Source organism: Bacillus sp. NP247 (assembly GCF_018966865.1).
Taxonomy (GTDB): domain Bacteria; phylum Bacillota; class Bacilli; order Bacillales; family Bacillaceae_G; genus Bacillus_A.
Genome location: NZ_CP076653.1, coordinates 5206548 through 5224213, shown reverse-complemented (window position 1 = coordinate 5224213; position 17666 = coordinate 5206548). Strand labels below are relative to the sequence as shown.

Below are 17666 nucleotides of genomic sequence, written 5' to 3'. Positions count from 1 at the left end.
GCCTCCCTATGATTTTGAACACGAAGTAGTTCTGCAAATATAATTTACAAAATTTACGCGTTCTCCGTTTAATTCTACAGAAGTTGTATCTGCTTCATTATTAAAAGAAAATCCGCTTTTTTCTAGTACAATTTGTGATGCGAGATTATTAGTCGTTGTTTTAGCATGAACCTCATTAATTTCATTATTTTTCGCTACGTTTAAAATTAATTTTACAGCTGCTGTTGCAACTCCTTTTTTAGTAAATTTTTCTCCGACTCTATAACCTAACGAACTGATTCGAGTTTCGGTATCTATATCTACTAAGTTTATTCGACCTACAATTTCTTTTTCTTCATTACGAATTAAATAAAAGTAAGAATTTCCACCTGCCTGTTCTATTAATAAATCGTCTAGTAGTTTTTGGAAATATTCAAAATCGAAATATTTCGAACCACGATTTGGTACCATTGTTTCAAAAAAAGATTTATTCGTAAGTTCAAACGTAAATAAATCCTCAGCATCTTGTTTCTTTAGTTCCTCTATGTATATTTCCATCCCGTATTCTCCTTCTTGATTTACTAACTGTTATACATTCTTTTTTAATCGATTATTTTCCTGCTATTTCTTTCGATTAAGTAATACTGCAAGTACCACTTTCGGATGAAATAGATGAAATGGACTACGAATTAAATTCATCACTCGCACTAATCGAATATACACATCAGAATCACTTGCAGAAAGTCGATATATTTGTTTCGTATACCAAAGCTGAAAATTTTGTTTCATAGTTAATTCTCTCTTTAGCTGAGGGTGACGTGATATTTCCGTAGTTGTCATTTCCCAAGGGGTTTGTATTATGTTTGCGGCTTTCTTATAAAATTGTTGTGTAAATGTTTTATCGAGCTTTTTTCTCCCTTGTAGAAGTAGTTGCAACTGGTGAGCTTCCATTGCTGCAACTGAAACGCCTTGACCGAAAACCGGATCAAAACGACAATGTGCATCTCCTACTATTAATAACCCTTCTGGCATATTTGTAACGAGATCGAATCGTCTGCGTACTTGAAAAGGAATTTTGTATGTTTTAATATCAGTAATTGCCTCAGCTCTATTTAGGAAATCTATTACATGGCGGATTGAGAGGTTTTCAGCAAAATTATAAAACTCATCATCTGTTTGTGGTGCCTTCTCATTTGCATATCCACTGAAAGTAACAAAATAACGATCATCTTCAATCGTTTGAATTAGAACACCATAAGGATTCTCAGGAAAACTTGGAGACATTAGTATATTACAGCAGTCTAACTTCTCATTTTCTTTGAGTTTAAACAATCTAGTTGCATAAAATAAATCAATACGCACTTTTTCTTCTTGCACTTCAATATTGTATTCTCGTAACCACTCTATACTTTTTGAACCAAACCCACTCGCATCAACAACAATATCTGCATGAACTTCTTCGTGTACACCTGTATCTAAACATTTAACTTTTACTCCACACACTTTGTTACGGTTTTCATCTATTAGTAATCTTTCAACTAACATTTCATACTTCGTAGTAATATTTGAAATTTGTTCAACTCGTTTTTGAATATGTGATTCTAGCATAGTACGACTTTGCTGAATCATATGCACTTCTCCTGTGAATGACTGTTTCCATAAACCAAATTGATGCCATTTTAAATCACGAGTAAAGTTATTTACGATGCTGCCTGCTTCTATTAATTCGTTAGTAATAGTAGGGAACAATTCCTCAATGGCTTTTTCTCCGCCTTTTAATAACACATGAGGATGATTACTTTGTGGAACTCTTTTTCTCGAAGCTTCTCCATCCCATTTTTCACCGGCTTCTAAAATGATTACTTCTTTAAAAGACTTTGATAATGCTTTTGCTGTGAGTTTTCCTGCTATACTTCCGCCAATAACGATAGCCTTATTAAACATATTTTCCCCCTTAATGAAAAAAGATCCTGCCTTGTTTGAATGAAACAGGATCTAAACGAAGAATTACTAAATTAAAACACATGAGTAAATTGCAACGTTAAAATTAAAATACCTAATCCCCATACGTAATACGCGAATACTTTTAAGGAGTGACGTTTTAAATATTGAATCATCCATGAAACTGCTATGTAACCAAAGAACGCTGCTGATAACGTGCCGACAATTAAAGATGTACTAGAAATAGATTCAGCTTTCCCTTGATAAACATCTGCAAATTGCAAAATGATTGCTCCGACTATTGCTGGCGTAGATAATAAAAACGAAAAATATGCTGCTGTTTCACGGTCTAGTTTTCTCCATAAAGCAGCGACGATTGTCATACCAGAGCGAGAAATTGCTGGAAAAATAGCAGCCGCTTGAAATGAACCGATAATAAATGCATCTTTATATGTAATGTCATCCATTTTTTTACGACCATTTTTTTGCTTATCGGCCATGTAGAGAAAGAAACCTGTCACTAAAAACTCCCAACCAATCGTAATACCTGTTTTTGAAATATCTTCAAAGAAGTCTTTAAATAACAATCCGATTACAACTGCAGGTATCGTCCCAACAATAAGCAATAACATTAGTTTTGAAAATGGATTTTTAATTAAGTATATAAATTCTTTTTTGTAATAAATAAACACTGCAAGCAAAGTCCCGATATGCAGCATCGTATCTAAAAACAATCCAGCTTCATCTAATTGAAACAAATGCCTTCCTAAATAAAGATGTCCTGTACTACTAATCGGTAAAAACTCTGTTAAACCTTGTATTATCCCTAATATAAAAGCTTCTAACCACTTCATGATGGTCCCCTTTCTCGTTTGCTTGTACCAATATATGAAGGTTCAATTTTCGATATGAAAAAAACTATTTTTCTCTATGAATTTACTTTTATTTCATGGATATATATGTAAAAAGGAGAAAGGAGGGTTACTATGTGGCAACATACGAAATTCGGCAATGTATTACTGTGGGCAGGACCTATCCTTGTGTTTATAGGGTTATGTATGACAAATGTTATTTCAGATATTCCTTTTTTTGAAGGAAAACATAAAACGCTTGGAATTATAATTTTATTTATAGGGCTTTTCTGTTTAATTGCTGCTAATCATTTTAAAAAAGGAGAAAGAAATGAAGAATGAAACACAAAAAAACAATCCCAGTATATGTGCTAGGATTGTTTTTTGTTACTTATTTATAAAACACTTTATCAACGTTATATTTCGCTTTGTATTTATTAATGATGTAAGTTTCGTAAATTTCTCTTTCTGTTGGATCTTCTACGATACATGCATCGATACGGTATACTTCATCACGATTATTTTTGATTGGTGAAACATTATCTTCAAAATGCTTTTTAATACGTTGTCTAATTTTACGAGCTTTACCTACGAAAAGAAGTTCGTCATTAATATTGTAAAACATAAAAATGCCGCCTTTATCTCTAGGGAACAAGTGGAAATCGATAAAACCGTTAATTGGAGTAATTAATGGCTCATCTCCTTTAATAACTTGGTTACGTTCAGTAATTGAAACATCAGCTTCAGGAATATTAATTTTAATCAAGTTCATTCACGTCCTCTTTTATTATAAAGATAAATAATAGCATAAGTATGTAAGAAAAGCTATGTTAAGAGAGATATTTCATTTTATAATTCAAATATTATAGGTATATCATGTAAACTTTTTTTCCAAATCATATGATCGTTTGATTCGCCCCAATAATCCTTCAGCATATAACTAGGTTTTCCAAACTTTTTTATCCATATACTTTGTGCTTTTTTGTATCCACTATCTAAACAGCATTCGGTTATTCCTCTGCTAAGTAATGTAAGATACATTGTATTTAGTAGTAAACTCCCTATACCTTTTCTTTGATACTCCGGAAGTATAAATACAGTTCCTATTTCATACAAATCCTTAAGTACACCGTCTGTACAACTATTAATCAATGTACTTGCTGGACCGATTTCAATCGTTCCAATGATTTTATCGTTACTTGTATCTATTGCTAATAAAAAGTAACGACTTTCTCCATTATTATCAAAATCATTTTTCAAATATTGCTTTTTCGTGTTAATTTCACTTTCTATGTCATCTAATAATTGTGATAACCCTTCGTTTTTAAAAGTATTTGTAATAACTATACGAAAAAACAAATTTAGTTCATCAATATCATCCGAATTCGGCCTTCTAATTTCAACGTTATACATGGCTTACATCTCCAATCTTTGAAAATATATGAAAAAGTGTATTCGTTCAAAAAGATTTTATACAATTGTTAAGACCATACTTTATATACTCTATTCATCATTATTTTGCACAGCTCTGCATAGATCCAACAGTATAGAAAACTTAATATAAATATTAATGAAATAATTTTTATATCCACAGTTGTACGAATAGTAGGACCAAGTACTGGAAAACGGAAGACATCGAGAACGATCATTATTCCAATAAGTAAACATATCGCTGAAAAGGAAACCACCCAAATCCTCTTCTTGAATTGTAAAAAGGATACTCCTAACGCTATACCTAATAATCCTGTAGTAAAGGGAAAGACAATTAGCTCACTTGGCTCAATAATGAATAATAGGAAAATAGTAAGAATATAAGAGAGTACTCCCTCACGAATAGAATAACAAATAGCTAGAAAAATCGGTAGCGTCGCGAAAGGACTAATAAATAACCCTATTCCAGGGATTAAGTTCCCCGCAGTTTGAAAAATAGCAGCAAATGAACCGAGTAATGCTGTAATGACTAACCTACTTGCAGGCGTCACCTTTCTTTTATGAACAAAATTCGCATCCTGCTCTATCATCCATTGATACCAATAGCATATAAAGCGATTCATCAAAATACCTCCTAAAGATACCTAATTCATCACTTACTATAGTATTCATACACTTATAGTTTATGTGTTGCTTTCTGCTAGTCGTTTATACATAGAAGTTTTTTAGGAGGACAACAGGTCGTGCCTTTTGAAGAAGAATGAATTTCTTATATTTTTAGAATTAGAGTTTATATCGTATCAAGGAACTATTTCATAAATAGTTCCTTTGTTAAAATCAGTTACTTTCATAGAACTATAAACTCCTAAATATAATCTAGTTTGATCTAAGTTTGTTCCTAAACTAACATAATAAGCTGATTGATTCCCAAAATTATAAGTGGTTTCCATAACATGAAAATCATTACGTTTATCGTATATACTTGCCCTAGTATAGGCTAAAACACCTTTAACTGGAGACCGAGATTCTTCTTTTTTGGCAAGGTCGGTAAACACGACGCTACCAGTTAAATTTGGTATTGCAGTTCCCATATAAGGCTGAACTCCTGTAAGTGAAGTTCCTCCAAACTTATCCGGTCTGGAATCTTTATGAAAATAACTAATTAGAGGTTGAATACGTCTCGCTGACGTTTGAATTGTTTCATTATAATAGGCCATTGTTCTCTCATCCAAAGTAGGATTCTCAGAACAGTGCCTTATAAAAGAAGTAGGTAATTCTCCTTCCCATCCTCGCCAACCAAAATTAATAAATCCATCTTGATTGGGAGTGAATCTCATTAAATACGTTTGGACAAGTTCGGTAACCGGTATGGGTTTATAATGAATAAACGAAAAAATAGACTCTACAATATCCTGCCCGACATTTCCAGCATATTTGATATACTGATTATAAAACCTTTGAAATGAAATACCCGTTATATTACGAACTCCTTTCGCAATTACTGTAAGTGTTTCTTGTATAGATAAGGGAAGTTCATTAAAGCGCGTAACTACTGGAGGATTATTCATTAATGTATTTTTAGTTACATCAATTTCAATTATTTTACCCGCTATTTCTAAATCATCCTGGCTTAAATTAAATGGATCATAACCCGATCCACCATCTCCATTTGTAAAAACAAGTTTTCCAGTCTCAGGTGAAAAGTTTAAACTATTGACTCCGTTATGATTAAAAAAGGGCCTTCTTATGTTAAGTAATGTCCGTCGTTTTTGAGATTGACCATGTGATTGTAGAATCCATTCCTCAACCGTATCAATATGATCATATTGATTATCTCTATTTACCCACTTTAAGTTTAAAGTTTTCGGATCACATGGGTCAGGTTTAAAAGGTTCAGAAAGGGCACCCGGACCTTGAGTGCCAGCTACTGAATAATGAAGGTAAAATAAACCATTTTGATAAAATTGTGGATGAAACGCTAGTCCTAGCAATCCGCGTTCATCATAACCGCTACCAGAAACACCTTCTTCAAACGTGCCTAATTTGATAATTCGCGGACGAATATTTAAAAATGTTTTTATTACACCGTCTCCTATATAAAACACCTCTCCTAATTGGGTTGCAATAAATAGTCTTTCAGCCGATTCGCCTGGAAGTATGGCTGTTTTTATTACAGTTGGTAAATTTATGTTATGAACGATGGGCCGTAAACTAACCTTAACTTTTGTCAACTCACTTTACACCCCTTTAATTGCGTTTTATTAAAAGAGTATGATTAAAAATGTTCGATTAGTATTCAAATAGGGACTAGGGAATTGGATATTATTTCTGACTGCGCTGCATTTCCTGCTTCTCCATATAACTACGCATCCGTCGCATATATTCAGGTGCGTCCATCGGATTCCCTGCGATCATTTCAATTATACAGAGTCTTTCGGCGCTTTCCTTTTCAGCATGAATTATAGCCTGATCAAGCTCTCCATAGGACCGGACCCTAACGTTAAACGCGTTACCTCCAAAAGCTTCGGCCAGCTTAGTGTAAGACCATCGAGGGATTTGGTTGTACTTTTGATCCTCTGTTTTGACATTTAAATATTTCTCAATTGTATAACCATCATTGTTCAAGACAAAGATTATGGGCTTGCAGCCGTAATAGAGCATAGAACTGATTTCCTGTGCTGTTAGCTGCAGGGCGCCGTCACCTGTAAACAGCAATACTCGGCGTTCCGGCGCGGCCATACTAGCACCGAACGCCGAAGGGATTGCATAACCGATAGACTGCCATCCACCTTGTCCAATATATGTTACATCGCCCGTCAGTCTTACCTCTCCCATTCCATTATAGAACGTTCCGGTCTCAGCGATTACAATATCACCCTCTTTCAGCATGCGCTGAAAACGTGGATAATAGTCGACCGCCAATAGAGGTCCGTCGACATTAGTTGTTAATTGATCGTAAGGGAATGAAATTTTTTCTTTCAAACCTTTTCCCTTATAACCCACCTTCTGCACGGCAAGTAGCACGTCGGCTGCAAGAACATTCGGATATTCCGCCTCAGCGATTTTAACCATATCTGGTTGAATATTGACAGTTATTAGTGGGCTCAGCTTTGCGGTAAAACTTGCGGTGTTTGTGTCCGCCCATACCATGCCAATCGCAATGATACAATCTGCATTCTCCACCGTACTTTGGACTTCAGCCCTCCCGAAAGAACCTAGATACATTCCGATATAATTTGGATGGGTCTCGTCAAATCCCCCCTTCCCGTACATCATCGTTACAACAGGCACATTCATTGCATCGGCTAGCTGCCGAGTTGCTGTCTGAAGGCCGAAACGTATCGTTTTTACATCCACCAGGATAACTGGTCGGCGGGCACGTTCCAAAAGCGAACGGATATGATTCCCTGCAGCCTGAAGGGTATTTTGGTTGGATGTTGGACGTGGTGGTATTGGCTCTGCCCAAACTTTAATCGGCTTGGTCACTAAATCATTAGCCACAACCAGGTATACCGGCTTTTTCTTTTCTTTAGCAATGCGAATTGCAGTCTGAATTTCAATCTTGGCATTTTCCGGCGTAAGCACCGCGGTATATGCCGTAATCTGCTCATACACCTTGCGAAAAACGTCAAAATTCCCATCCATTAAGGTGTGATGCATCAGCTTATGCTCTTTTTGATCCTTCTCAGGAGGCGCACCCACAATATGTATTATTGGTACATGCTCGCTGTTGGCTCCCGCTATCGCATTGCAGGCGCTGAGCTCCCCGACCCCGAAGGTCGTAATAAGAGCCGATATTCCTTTGATTCTTGCATAGCCATCTGCAGCATAACCTGAGTTTAGTTCGTTTCGTCCTTCTATAAAGCTAATGCCGTTATAACACTCCAAAGTATCAAGAAGTGTAAAATTATAGTCCCCTGCGACACCAAAAATTTCGGTAATGCCCTCGAGTTTCAGGCAATCGAACAAATACTGGCCAACCGTTTTTTGAGCAGGTCCCCTTTGTAAACCAAAGTTACCCGTATTAATCATGTTGTCCATCGCTTGCTCACTCCTTATCCATTTCTTTGGCTTGTTCTGTTTTATAGTACCCTTTTTGATAATTCCCTTTAATTAAACGGGTTATCCGTTGTGCAACAATTAATGGGGAAGAAATGCTCCTTATATCGGCGAAATCACCTCTGGTCAAAAGAATGTATTAATTAATATTCTAACGCTTTCTTTAACTCTTCTCGCTCACTTTTAGCCCGCTTTGTTTTACGGTGAAGATTTTTGTACAACCATATATTACAATTACAATCTCATGAGCCTAACGCATGATCGTCGTAGGATGAACCGAAATCCCACGCTCTTTCAGAATCTCAAATACATCTCGATAACTTAAGGGAAAACGACAATAATAGCCGACTGCTACTAAAATAATGTTCTTTTTAAATTGTTTCCCTTTAAAATATCCCATTTATCATGCTCCTCACTCTGTTTTGCAAAAATCTAGCTTACTTTTAAAAACTTTGTAACAGAACCTTAAAAATGATAAAAACCCACGAAGAAAATGAATTTTCATCGTGGGTTTTTATCATTTAAATGGACTTTCGGGACACCTAACTCAAGAAGCATCCGCACCTTCAAATTGACTATTATAAAGCGAAGCATAGAAACCATCAGCTTTCAATAACTCTTCATGATTACCTTGTTCTACAATATCCCCATCTTTCATGACAAGGATTAAATCTGCATCACGTATTGTTGATAATCTATGAGCGATAATGAAGCTTGTTCTACCTTCCATAAGGTTTTCCATCGCTTTTTGAATCAGTACTTCTGTACGAGTGTCAATGGAGCTTGTTGCTTCATCGAGTATTAATATTTTCGGATCCGCTATAAGGGCACGTGCAATTGTTAGTAGTTGCTTTTGTCCTTGAGATACGTTGCTTGCTTCTTCGTTTAGTTCCATTTGATATTTATTTGGTAATGTTTTTACGAAGTTGTGAACGTGAGCTGCTTTCGCTGCTTCAATTACTTCTTCGTCTGTAGCATCGAGTCTACCGTAACGTATATTTTCCATGATGGAGCCGTTAAATAGCCACGTGTCTTGAAGTACCATACCAAACATGTTGCGCAAGTCTTCTCGCGTGAAGTCTTTTATATCGTGACCGTCGATACATATTGCACCGCTGTTTATGTCATAGAAACGCATTAACAGTTTTACAATCGTTGTTTTACCAGCTCCGGTTGGTCCGACGATTGCTACTTTTTGTCCAGGTTTAATGTTAGATGAGAAATTATTGATGATGATCTTATCTGGATTGTATCCAAATTGAACATCTTGGAAGGTAACTTCTCCTTGAACTTTTTGCAGCTTCACTGGATTTTCTGCTTCTGGCACTTCCTCTTCTTCTTCTAAAAATTCGAAGACTCTTTCTGCAGCAGCTGCAGTAGATTGAAGTACGTTCGCGATTTGTGCTACTTGAGCGATTGGTTGCGTAAAGCTTCTAACATATTGCACAAAGGCTAAAATGTCTCCAACTGCGATGGTTCTCTTTACCGCAAGCCATCCGCCTAATATAGATACAGCGACGTAACCGATATTACCGATAAATGTCATAATCGGCATCATCATTCCAGATAAAAATTGAGATTTCCATGCGGAGTGGTAAAGGCTATCATTTACCTTTTCGAATTTTTTTACTTCTTCTTCTTCTTTGTTAAAGGCTTTTACGATATTGTGACCACTATAAATTTCTTCGACCTGACCGTTTACGTGTCCTAAATATTCTTGCTGGGATTTGAAGTATTTTTGTGATCGTTTTACGACTGCCATGATGAGAATCATCGATACTGGCAATATTAAAAGCGCCACTAATGTCATTTGCCAGCTGATTGATAACATCATGATAAGTACACCGATGATTGTAATAACGGATGTGATGATTTGCGACATACTTTGGTTTAACGTTTGGCTCACCGTATCTACGTCATTTGTAATTCTCGATAATACTTCGCCGTGCGTTGTTTTATCAAAGTATTTCAGCGGCATACGGTTAATTTTTTCATCGATTTCTTTTCTGAAGTTATAAGATACTTTTTGAGCTACTCCAGAAATAATGTACCCCTGGATAATACCAAACACAGTGCTCAGTATATATAATCCAAGAAGTAAAATGACAATGTTTCCGATATAGGTAAAGTCAATGGCTGCACCGGGTGCTCCTGATACTTTGCTTACGAGTCCTTCGAAAAGTTTTGTTGTCGCATTTCCTAAAATTTTTGGACCAACGATTGTAAAGGCTGCACTACCGATTGCGAAAAGGATAACGACTAAGATTGATAATTTATAGGGCTTCAAGTATTGAAGGAGTTTATTCATCGTTTCTTTGAAGTTTTTTGCCTTCTCAATCTTTCTCATGCCGCCGCCCATATGGCCGCCACCGCCAGGACCAGGGCCGCCTTGTTTGCTATTTTCTATTTTTCTATCATTCATGATGACAACTCCTCTCTTGAAAGTTGTGATAAAGCAATTTGCTTATAAACTTCACAGTTTTCCATAAGCTCTTCATGAGTACCAGTTCCAACTATTTTTCCTTCGTCAAGTACAATGATCTTATCGGCGTTCATGATTGTACTGATTCTTTGGGCAATAAGTAAAACAGTACTTCCTGTAATCTCATTGTTTAAAGCTCTGCGCAATGCTGCGTCTGTCTTAAAGTCAAGAGCTGAGAAACTATCATCGAATATGAAGATTTCCGATTTTTTCGTAAGAGCACGCGCAATAGAAAGTCTTTGTTTTTGACCACCGGAAACGTTCGTACCACCTTGTGATATTTCTGTACGGAAGCTTTCAGGTTTCGCGTTAATAAACTCCATAGCCTGCGCGATTTCTGCCGCTTTTGCGAGTTCTTCTTCAGTTGCTTCTTTCTTACCGTATTTCAAATTACTCTCGATCGTACCTGAGAAGAGAACTCCTTTTTGCGGTACATAACCAATTTTCTCTCTTAATTCCTTCTGCGATACTTCTCTAATATCCGTACCATCTATTAATATTTGGCCGCTTGTGACATCGTAAAAGCGTGGAATTAAGTTGATTAATGTTGATTTACCACTACCTGTACTTCCGATGAAAGCTGTCGTTTCACCAGGTTTTGCAGTAAAGGTGATATTGGAAAGCACATCTTCTTCTGCACCTGGGTATCTAAAGCCAACATTTTTAAATTCAACGTAACCTTTCTTGTCTGAAGCAAATGTTTTCGGCTCTTTTACATCACTAATGGTAATGTCAGTATCTAAAACTTCTGCGATACGTTGTGCGGAAACTGAAGCACGTGGAACCATAATAGATACCATTGAAATCATTAAGAAGGCCATGATGATTTGCATTGTATATTGCATAAATGCCATTAAATCACCAACTTGCATATGTCCCATATCCACTTGGTGTGATCCAACCCAAATAATAAGTACAGTAACGGCATTCATGATAAACATCATCATTGGCATCATAAATGACATTAAACGGCTTACAAATAAATTTGTGTTTGTTAAATCTTGATTTCCTTTTTCAAATTTCTTTTCTTCATGTTTTTGATTATTAAAAGCACGAATAACGAGCATACCTGTTAAAGATTCACGAGTGATTAAGTTAATTTTATCTACTAACTTTTGGATACGCTTAAACCTAGGAATCGCGATGCTAAATAAACCAATGACTAGGCTTAAAATCGCAATTACCGCAACTGCGATAATCCATCCCATTGAAAGGTCTGTAGTAAGTACTTTAATAATGCCGCCGATACCTAAAATTGGTGCATAGAATACAATGCGAAGCATCATAACCATAAGTGTTTGAACTTGCTGGATATCATTTGTACTTCTTGTGATTAGAGATGCAGTGGAAAACTTATCAAACTCTGCATTCGAGAAGTTTGTAACTTTCCGGAATACTTTCTTTCTAAGGTCTCTGCCGAGTCCTGCAGCTACTTTTGCAGCAAGTAAACTCACGATAACGGTAGCTGCCATACTTACTAAGGATAGAAGTAGCATTTTCCCGCCGGAAGTAAGAATAAAATTAGATTGAAGCTTATCAGTATTGATACCGATCTTTTTATACTCATTCTCAATGTATGAAACAGCTGATTGTGTTACCATGCTGCCTGGCATATTCTTAAACTTTTCATCTGCCTTTTCTTTCATTGCATTGATTTGATCTTGAGGAAGTTTCGCAATGATTGCAAAAGGATCTGTATTTGGCGGCAGCTTCGCTGGTGTGTTGTTGTCACCTGTCGCAGCAGGAGAGCCACCTTTTTCAATTCCTTGTGTAATTAACATTGGTTTCCCAAAGATATCGTTAAGTTCGTTAATTATTTTTTTATCTTCTGTATGTAGCTTATAAAGTGGCTCTTTATCAAGCTGCGGATAATCTTTTAAGTCATTTTTCAATTCACTTTGAGAGAGGTTGTTCTTATCTAAAAGCACATAGTTGTCAGCTACTTTTTTCTTCTCATTTTCATTCATAAAGAGCGTAAGTTTATCCAGTTCACTTTTACGAATAACCTCAGGTACTGCATTTTCTACACCTTTTTGTTGAATCCCTACATTGACAATGTTAGACATGTAGTCTGGCAGTGATAGATCACATACTGCCTGCACAGTTAAAAGACATACAACTGCAATGATGGAAGCAACAAATGGTTTTAAATGTTTAATGATCTTTAACATTTAATTCATCTCTCCATTTTCCTTATCTAATTTTTTTAGTGTTTACTCCGTTTCTCTCCTTTATTCTTCGTATTCTCAGTAATTCATTCCAGCAGCTCTTTACGTATTTTAGACCACAGATTAATTTTATGACTATATGAAGATATGATGCAACTTTTAAGGTTAGATGTTGTTTTATAGGCCTTAAATCCCAAAATAGAACGCACATGTTTCTTAATAAAACAATGATTTTGTTCCACTATATAATTAAGATATCTAACTAATCTTTTCTGGAGGAAAAGCAAAATTTCGTAAACTACTTGACTTGATTGATGAATATCGGATTAATATGTTTCCTGTAGTCTTAGGCAGTGGACTACCTTTATTTAAAGAAATTACGGACAAAATCAATCTTAAACTTATAAAAACCAATACATTTAAAACAGGAGTGGTTGGTCTTATCCACCAACCGGAGGAAAATGCTTGACTACTCGGCACTTTAACTATCGGGTGCTAATGTTCAACAACGCGTACCGAAAATAATCAAACATATTTTATAAAAAGTGATTCTATAAAATATATTTAGAGCCTATTTTGATAACTCTTTTTTTCAAAAACGGGCTTTTAAAATTAGGTAAATCAGCAGTAATAGACTTAGCTTTGATTAAACACGTTTATAAACCAACATAACGTACAGGAAATCGGCTTTTCTCTTGTCGAAAGTTACTTAGCATACAGTGGTCATATATTTTCAAGAATAACGGAAGAATATATAGAAAATGCTACATAAATGTGAAGTTTGATCAACTTAGGGGGGACAACCTTGTTCAATCAGATAGTAAAAGCTGTACCCAATTTATTTACGATTGGAAATTTACTGTGCGGTGTTTTTTCAATTACCATGAATATGAGTGACTATTTGGAAGTAGCCTCCATTTTTATTTTCTTTTCAGCTATTTTAGATCTCCTTGATGGAAGAATTGCGAGAAAATTAAAAGTGAACAGTGAGTTTGGTATACAATTGGATTCCTTAGCTGATATTGTTAGTTTTGGAGTTGCTCCTGCACTTTTATTTCATTCGATAGCAACACCATCTATTTTAACTTCTTTGGCATTTATCCTTTTCCCAACGATGGGTGCTTTAAGATTAGCTAAATTTAGTGTAAAACCAACCATTGGATATTTTAAGGGATTACCTATTCCAGCTGCTGGATTACCATTGGCTGGTATGGGATTGTTTTCATATAGCAATGCATGGATTACATTAATCCTCGCTCTCTTAATGGTAAGTCCAATTAGGTTTAAAAAATTTTAATTGGGATTCAGCGATGGGACAGACTTTAAAGAGCTTACCTATTGTAATTGCTCATAATAGATTGTGAAATTGAATAGCCTCCAGTTTTTGAGGCTATTGTTTATATTTCTGATATTTATAAAAAGAAAGGATATTCGCCTCTATATTGAACGAATCAACCTTTCTTCTCTAATGCCTCAAACGATAAAAATGCTCTTCGTTGCTATAAAAGGCAAAAATTTTTCGTTTTGTGGATTATTTATTTTCTTAGCTTGATAGCGATGTGGTGGTACCCCTTGTTTAAAAGAACTCCTACCGCCCAAATAACATAATAAAAAGATTAGGAAATCACTCCTAATCTTTTTGTTTATTACTATTCCATTGCCCCAGCAACGTCATAATCATTTAAATCTAATTCAATTGGCTGTCCTAATGCAAGTTTAGCAAGTTCAGATCCTAAGTATGGTCCCGCTGTTAAACCCGAAGCGCCTAATCCATTTGCAATGAGAATACCTTCAAACTTAGGTAGTGGCCCAATAACAGGTAAGAACCCTGGTGTAAACGGTCTAAAGCCAACTCTTGTTTCAATCATTGTACCATCTTCTAAACCAGGCGCTACAGTTAATGCTTTATGGAACACTTCATGTAAACCACCTGCAGTTACACGGTGATCGAAACCAGTATCATTCTCATGCGTTGCACCAATTACGACATGGCCATTATCAAATGTTAAAATATATTGATCATTCGGTGGCATAACAACTGGCATATTTTCTGTTGCTGTATTTTTCATTTGTAAATGAACAATTTGTCCTTTTTGGAACGTAACTAAGAAATTAATTCCTAATGGGTTCAAGATTTCGTTCGCCCATGCGCCTGCAGTTACCATTACCTTTTCCGCTACAATTGTTTCGTCATTTACTTTAACGCCCGTAATATGATTCCCTTCACGGACTAATACTGCATCACCTTTTATAAAAGTTGCACCATGCTTTTTCGTAGCGCTTATTAATGCGTTGCGTAATAATCTTCCATTTACTCGTGCAGCGCCACTAATATGAACAGAACTATATTCTTCAGATAATGGTGGGAATAATTTTTTCGTTTCTTCAGCTGATAAGCGAGTGATTTCACCAATCTCCGGTGCATCTTCACGGCGTTTATACGCTCGCTCTTCCATTTGATCTAGTTTTTTCTCATCAGTATGTAAACTAATTGCACCTACACGGTTGTAACCTGTATCCGTTTCACCGTCTTCTTCTAATTGCTGAATTAACGAAGAATAGTAACGTGCACCGCCTTTAACGATTTTATACCATGCTTTATTACGACGTTGCGACAGCCACGGACAGACAATACCTGCTGCTGCGTCAGTTGCTTGACCTAACTCTTGACGATCTACAATAGTAACCTTCGCACCAGCCTTAGCAAGATGATAGGCAGTAGATGCCCCTAAAATTCCAGATCCAACTACAATATACGATTTCATTTCAAACACCTTTTCTCTTTTGCTAATTATTTAAATATAAGAACATACTTTAGTATACTGAAAGGAATCCTCTTTTCAATGTACTCTTTGCAATTAATTGTTGCATCATTGTGACGTTCCTAATCATTATTTTTTCTTCTTACGGAATAATTCAATTGTTTTATAGCCTTGTGAAAGGATTTCAATCATTTTCTCAAGACGTTTATCGCGTGTTTTTTCTTGTTTCACAGAAAATAAATTACGTGCCCAATCTTTTTGATAACCAGGAGTTAAACTTTGATAAAACTTAAGTTCAGCTGGATGATTAGCCAATAATGCTTCAACATCTTGAATACGATCTGCATAATCAGCAACACATTGACTCGCTGCAGGTGTTTTCTTCGCTTTTTTCTTTTCACGTTTTAAACCTACAACTGTAAAGACATCATCCATACTTACCATTCGCGCAAATTTAATTTCGCTTTCCCCCACATATCCATCATCTCCAACGTTTAATGCCGGAAACATCTCATCACGGTGAATAAACGTACTGTAACGAGCATTACCTTTTTTCGGATATGCGAAAAACACGTAACCTTTTTCAATTAGTAATTCTTCATTACTAATAATAAAATTCGTTTGTTTCACCATTTCATCAAGTGTTTTAACAAAAATAAAAATAGCATCATGTTCTTTTGAAAATGATGTTTCTTTACCCGTGAAAATGTCATAGTCACTTGGTTCGTTAATTACGACCAGATTTGTATACTTATTTAGTTTCAATTTATCAATAACTGACATTATAATCTTCCTTTACATTCAATATTCATTTTATATATTTTTTATACTGTTCTAGTGTATTATATCTATTAAGAAAATTAAACTTGAAATCGTATCATTCTGTTTCAATAGACCATAATTTTTTACTATAAGGAGCGGTTTTATGCCGTATGTAATCCGAGATGAAGGGCTAGTTTTGCAAGGAGATAATGGAAAAGAGCCAGTTTTTCATACATATGAAGAAGCTGAGGAAACGTTAAAAACATTAACTATACCACAGTTCCCGAAACATATTAGACGAAAACCATTTAAACCAAAAATAATAAAAATAGCCGATTCTGAATAAGAACCGGCTATTTTTATATTCACAACTCAATAGCAAATAAAATATATAATAATTCTCTATATTGATCTTCTGTAATTTCACGCTTAGTTTTTTGACCACAATTAATTTCAGTTATACTTGTATTTGTTAAAGAAATATGACCGAAATCCGTCAATTTTACTGCAATAGGTCCTTTATTGAAAATAGATTTCTCATCTTCTATCACTCTTCTTTGAACATCGTTTACTACTGTCTCATCAATAATATGTTTATAAAAAGCATGACAAACTTTCCATTCTCCATCAACATCTATTCTTTCTAGAACATAGTTTCCTTTACTCGTATCTTTTTGCCTTACTCGATACGAACCGTTTTTAGAAGAAACAAGTTCGCCAGTAAACGGTACTGGCACAAGAGGTACTAATGAAGCAATACCTACATCAATTAAGTACCTTACGTTTTCGTAATTTAAAATAATTGTTATATGCCCATCTTCAAGTGCCCAAGCGTTTATATCATTTTTATATACGGTACCTAGTGCGAGTTGTACATCATAACCACTATCTTTTAAAAAATAGTAAAAAAGAGTATTTAATTCATAACAAAGCCCACCGCGGGAACTAGTTAAAATTTTCTCTTGTAAGTTTTTCATAGAAATTGTATTCGCATTACTTGCTATTACATCTAAATTCTCAAACGGGATTGTGTGGGCAAATGCAAAGAGTATTGTACTTAATTCTTCAAATTTTATTTCAGTACGTTTTTCAAGGTTTAATCTTGTAAAAAGTTGATCTTGTAGCTTTGTCATATTCAGCACCCCTTAATAAGTTATAAGTTAAAATAATATATGCTGATTGTAAATTTGAAGGGATATTGTAACAATGTACATTTGCAGTTACTGTACCG

At 35.4% G+C, this 17666-nt stretch carries 17 protein-coding genes and 1 pseudogene; 4 read left to right on the top strand and 14 right to left on the bottom strand.

The window, feature by feature from the left end; translation table 11 throughout:
* Positions 1 to 6 precede the first annotated feature (6 nt).
* The 3 genes from KPL75_RS27010 to KPL75_RS27000 form a co-directional block, all read right to left on the bottom strand.
* Positions 7 to 537, bottom strand: coding sequence for a GNAT family N-acetyltransferase (locus tag KPL75_RS27010; RefSeq protein ID WP_219918725.1), 531 nt, complete (start codon positions 535 to 537; stop codon positions 7 to 9).
* Positions 538 to 600: 63 nt separating this feature from the next.
* Positions 601 to 1923 carry an FAD-dependent monooxygenase gene (locus KPL75_RS27005; protein ID WP_219918722.1) on the bottom strand — a complete coding sequence of 441 codons (1323 nt, stop codon included), beginning with the start codon at positions 1921 to 1923 and terminating at the stop codon, positions 601 to 603.
* 71 nt (positions 1924 to 1994) lie between these two features.
* On the bottom strand, positions 1995 to 2774 hold the full coding sequence (locus tag KPL75_RS27000; RefSeq protein WP_219918720.1) for an undecaprenyl-diphosphate phosphatase: 780 nt from the start codon (positions 2772 to 2774) through the stop codon (positions 1995 to 1997).
* A 132-nt stretch (positions 2775 to 2906) separates the two neighbouring features.
* On the opposite strand from KPL75_RS27000, the gene KPL75_RS26995 reads away from it, so the two are divergent.
* Positions 2907 to 3113: a hypothetical protein gene (locus tag KPL75_RS26995; RefSeq protein WP_002136543.1), complete on the top strand. Its 207-nt coding sequence runs from the start codon at positions 2907 to 2909 to the stop codon at positions 3111 to 3113.
* Between the two features lie 49 nt (positions 3114 to 3162).
* Here KPL75_RS26995 and KPL75_RS26990 read toward each other — a convergent pair whose 3' ends face one another.
* The 8 genes and pseudogenes from KPL75_RS26990 to KPL75_RS26955 all read right to left on the bottom strand — a co-directional run bounded on the left by KPL75_RS26990 (position 3163) and on the right by KPL75_RS26955 (position 12914).
* The gene (locus KPL75_RS26990; RefSeq protein ID WP_002013261.1) at positions 3163 to 3543 is read right to left on the bottom strand and encodes a nucleotide excision repair endonuclease; all 381 of its coding nucleotides are present in this window, start codon (positions 3541 to 3543) and stop codon (positions 3163 to 3165) included.
* Positions 3544 to 3620: 77 nt separating this feature from the next.
* Positions 3621 to 4184, bottom strand: a complete 564-nt coding sequence (locus tag KPL75_RS26985; protein WP_219918718.1) for a GNAT family N-acetyltransferase — start codon at positions 4182 to 4184, stop codon at positions 3621 to 3623.
* 68 nt (positions 4185 to 4252) lie between these two features.
* On the bottom strand, positions 4253 to 4825 hold the full coding sequence (locus tag KPL75_RS26980) for a YybS family protein (RefSeq protein WP_219918716.1): 573 nt from the start codon (positions 4823 to 4825) through the stop codon (positions 4253 to 4255).
* 177 nt (positions 4826 to 5002) lie between these two features.
* Entirely contained in the window at positions 5003 to 6433 is a 1431-nt protein-coding gene (locus tag KPL75_RS26975) for a PQQ-dependent sugar dehydrogenase (RefSeq protein ID WP_219918714.1), read from the bottom strand.
* Positions 6434 to 6524: 91 nt separating this feature from the next.
* On the bottom strand, positions 6525 to 8243 hold the full coding sequence (locus KPL75_RS26970; protein ID WP_219918712.1) for an alpha-keto acid decarboxylase family protein: 1719 nt from the start codon (positions 8241 to 8243) through the stop codon (positions 6525 to 6527).
* A 271-nt stretch (positions 8244 to 8514) separates the two neighbouring features.
* A pseudogene (locus tag KPL75_RS26965) lies at positions 8515 to 8661 on the bottom strand (IS6 family transposase); the annotation flags it as partial.
* A 147-nt stretch (positions 8662 to 8808) separates the two neighbouring features.
* Positions 8809 to 10683 carry an ABC transporter ATP-binding protein gene (locus tag KPL75_RS26960; RefSeq protein ID WP_219918710.1) on the bottom strand — a complete coding sequence of 625 codons (1875 nt, stop codon included), beginning with the start codon at positions 10681 to 10683 and terminating at the stop codon, positions 8809 to 8811.
* Positions 10680 to 12914 (bottom strand): ABC transporter ATP-binding protein, encoded by a 2235-nt coding sequence (locus tag KPL75_RS26955; RefSeq protein ID WP_219918708.1) that lies wholly within the window; start codon positions 12912 to 12914, stop codon positions 10680 to 10682. Before KPL75_RS26955 ends, KPL75_RS26960 begins: the two co-directional genes overlap by 4 nt.
* Positions 12915 to 13242: 328 nt before the next feature.
* On the opposite strand from KPL75_RS26955, the gene KPL75_RS26950 reads away from it, so the two are divergent.
* Entirely contained in the window at positions 13243 to 13380 is a 138-nt protein-coding gene (locus tag KPL75_RS26950; protein ID WP_215582079.1) for a dihydrofolate reductase family protein, read from the top strand.
* 336 nt (positions 13381 to 13716) lie between these two features.
* Positions 13717 to 14208, top strand: a complete 492-nt coding sequence (gene pssA, locus KPL75_RS26945; protein WP_219918706.1) for a CDP-diacylglycerol--serine O-phosphatidyltransferase — start codon at positions 13717 to 13719, stop codon at positions 14206 to 14208.
* A gap of 352 nt (positions 14209 to 14560) precedes the next feature.
* Here the strand turns inward: pssA and KPL75_RS26940 are convergent, their stop codons facing one another.
* Positions 14561 to 15676 carry an NAD(P)/FAD-dependent oxidoreductase gene (locus KPL75_RS26940; RefSeq protein WP_219918704.1) on the bottom strand — a complete coding sequence of 372 codons (1116 nt, stop codon included), beginning with the start codon at positions 15674 to 15676 and terminating at the stop codon, positions 14561 to 14563.
* A gap of 126 nt (positions 15677 to 15802) precedes the next feature.
* Complete coding sequence (locus KPL75_RS26935) at positions 15803 to 16456, bottom strand: YdeI/OmpD-associated family protein (protein WP_219918702.1); 654 nt, start codon at positions 16454 to 16456, stop codon at positions 15803 to 15805.
* A gap of 142 nt (positions 16457 to 16598) precedes the next feature.
* On the opposite strand from KPL75_RS26935, the gene KPL75_RS26930 reads away from it, so the two are divergent.
* A complete protein-coding gene (locus KPL75_RS26930) occupies positions 16599 to 16781 on the top strand; it encodes a hypothetical protein (protein WP_002013279.1) in 183 nt (60 codons plus the stop codon).
* Positions 16782 to 16800: 19 nt separating this feature from the next.
* Here KPL75_RS26930 and KPL75_RS26925 read toward each other — a convergent pair whose 3' ends face one another.
* Positions 16801 to 17568: an arylamine N-acetyltransferase family protein gene (locus KPL75_RS26925; RefSeq protein WP_219918701.1), complete on the bottom strand. Its 768-nt coding sequence runs from the start codon at positions 17566 to 17568 to the stop codon at positions 16801 to 16803.
* Positions 17569 to 17666: the final 98 nt, after the last annotated feature.

Excerpts from the sequence above, each read along its gene's own strand:
- KPL75_RS27010 (WP_219918725.1), bottom strand. The coding sequence starts at position 537 with ATGGAAATATACATAGAGGAACTAAAGAAACAAGATGCTGAGGATTTA.
- KPL75_RS27005 (WP_219918722.1), bottom strand. The coding sequence starts at position 1,923 with ATGTTTAATAAGGCTATCGTTATTGGCGGAAGTATAGCAGGAAAACTC.
- KPL75_RS27000 (WP_219918720.1), bottom strand. The coding sequence starts at position 2,774 with ATGAAGTGGTTAGAAGCTTTTATATTAGGGATAATACAAGGTTTAACA.
- KPL75_RS26995 (WP_002136543.1), top strand. The coding sequence starts at position 2,907 with ATGTGGCAACATACGAAATTCGGCAATGTATTACTGTGGGCAGGACCT.
- KPL75_RS26990 (WP_002013261.1), bottom strand. The coding sequence starts at position 3,543 with ATGAACTTGATTAAAATTAATATTCCTGAAGCTGATGTTTCAATTACT.
- KPL75_RS26985 (WP_219918718.1), bottom strand. The coding sequence starts at position 4,184 with ATGTATAACGTTGAAATTAGAAGGCCGAATTCGGATGATATTGATGAA.
- KPL75_RS26980 (WP_219918716.1), bottom strand. The coding sequence starts at position 4,825 with ATGAATCGCTTTATATGCTATTGGTATCAATGGATGATAGAGCAGGAT.
- KPL75_RS26970 (WP_219918712.1), bottom strand. The coding sequence starts at position 8,243 with ATGGACAACATGATTAATACGGGTAACTTTGGTTTACAAAGGGGACCT.
- KPL75_RS26960 (WP_219918710.1), bottom strand. The coding sequence starts at position 10,683 with ATGAATGATAGAAAAATAGAAAATAGCAAACAAGGCGGCCCTGGTCCT.
- KPL75_RS26955 (WP_219918708.1), bottom strand. The coding sequence starts at position 12,914 with ATGTTAAAGATCATTAAACATTTAAAACCATTTGTTGCTTCCATCATT.
- KPL75_RS26950 (WP_215582079.1), top strand. The coding sequence starts at position 13,243 with ATGTTTCCTGTAGTCTTAGGCAGTGGACTACCTTTATTTAAAGAAATT.
- KPL75_RS26940 (WP_219918704.1), bottom strand. The coding sequence starts at position 15,676 with ATGAAATCGTATATTGTAGTTGGATCTGGAATTTTAGGGGCATCTACT.
- KPL75_RS26935 (WP_219918702.1), bottom strand. The coding sequence starts at position 16,456 with ATGTCAGTTATTGATAAATTGAAACTAAATAAGTATACAAATCTGGTC.
- KPL75_RS26930 (WP_002013279.1), top strand. The coding sequence starts at position 16,599 with ATGCCGTATGTAATCCGAGATGAAGGGCTAGTTTTGCAAGGAGATAAT.
- KPL75_RS26925 (WP_219918701.1), bottom strand. The coding sequence starts at position 17,568 with ATGACAAAGCTACAAGATCAACTTTTTACAAGATTAAACCTTGAAAAA.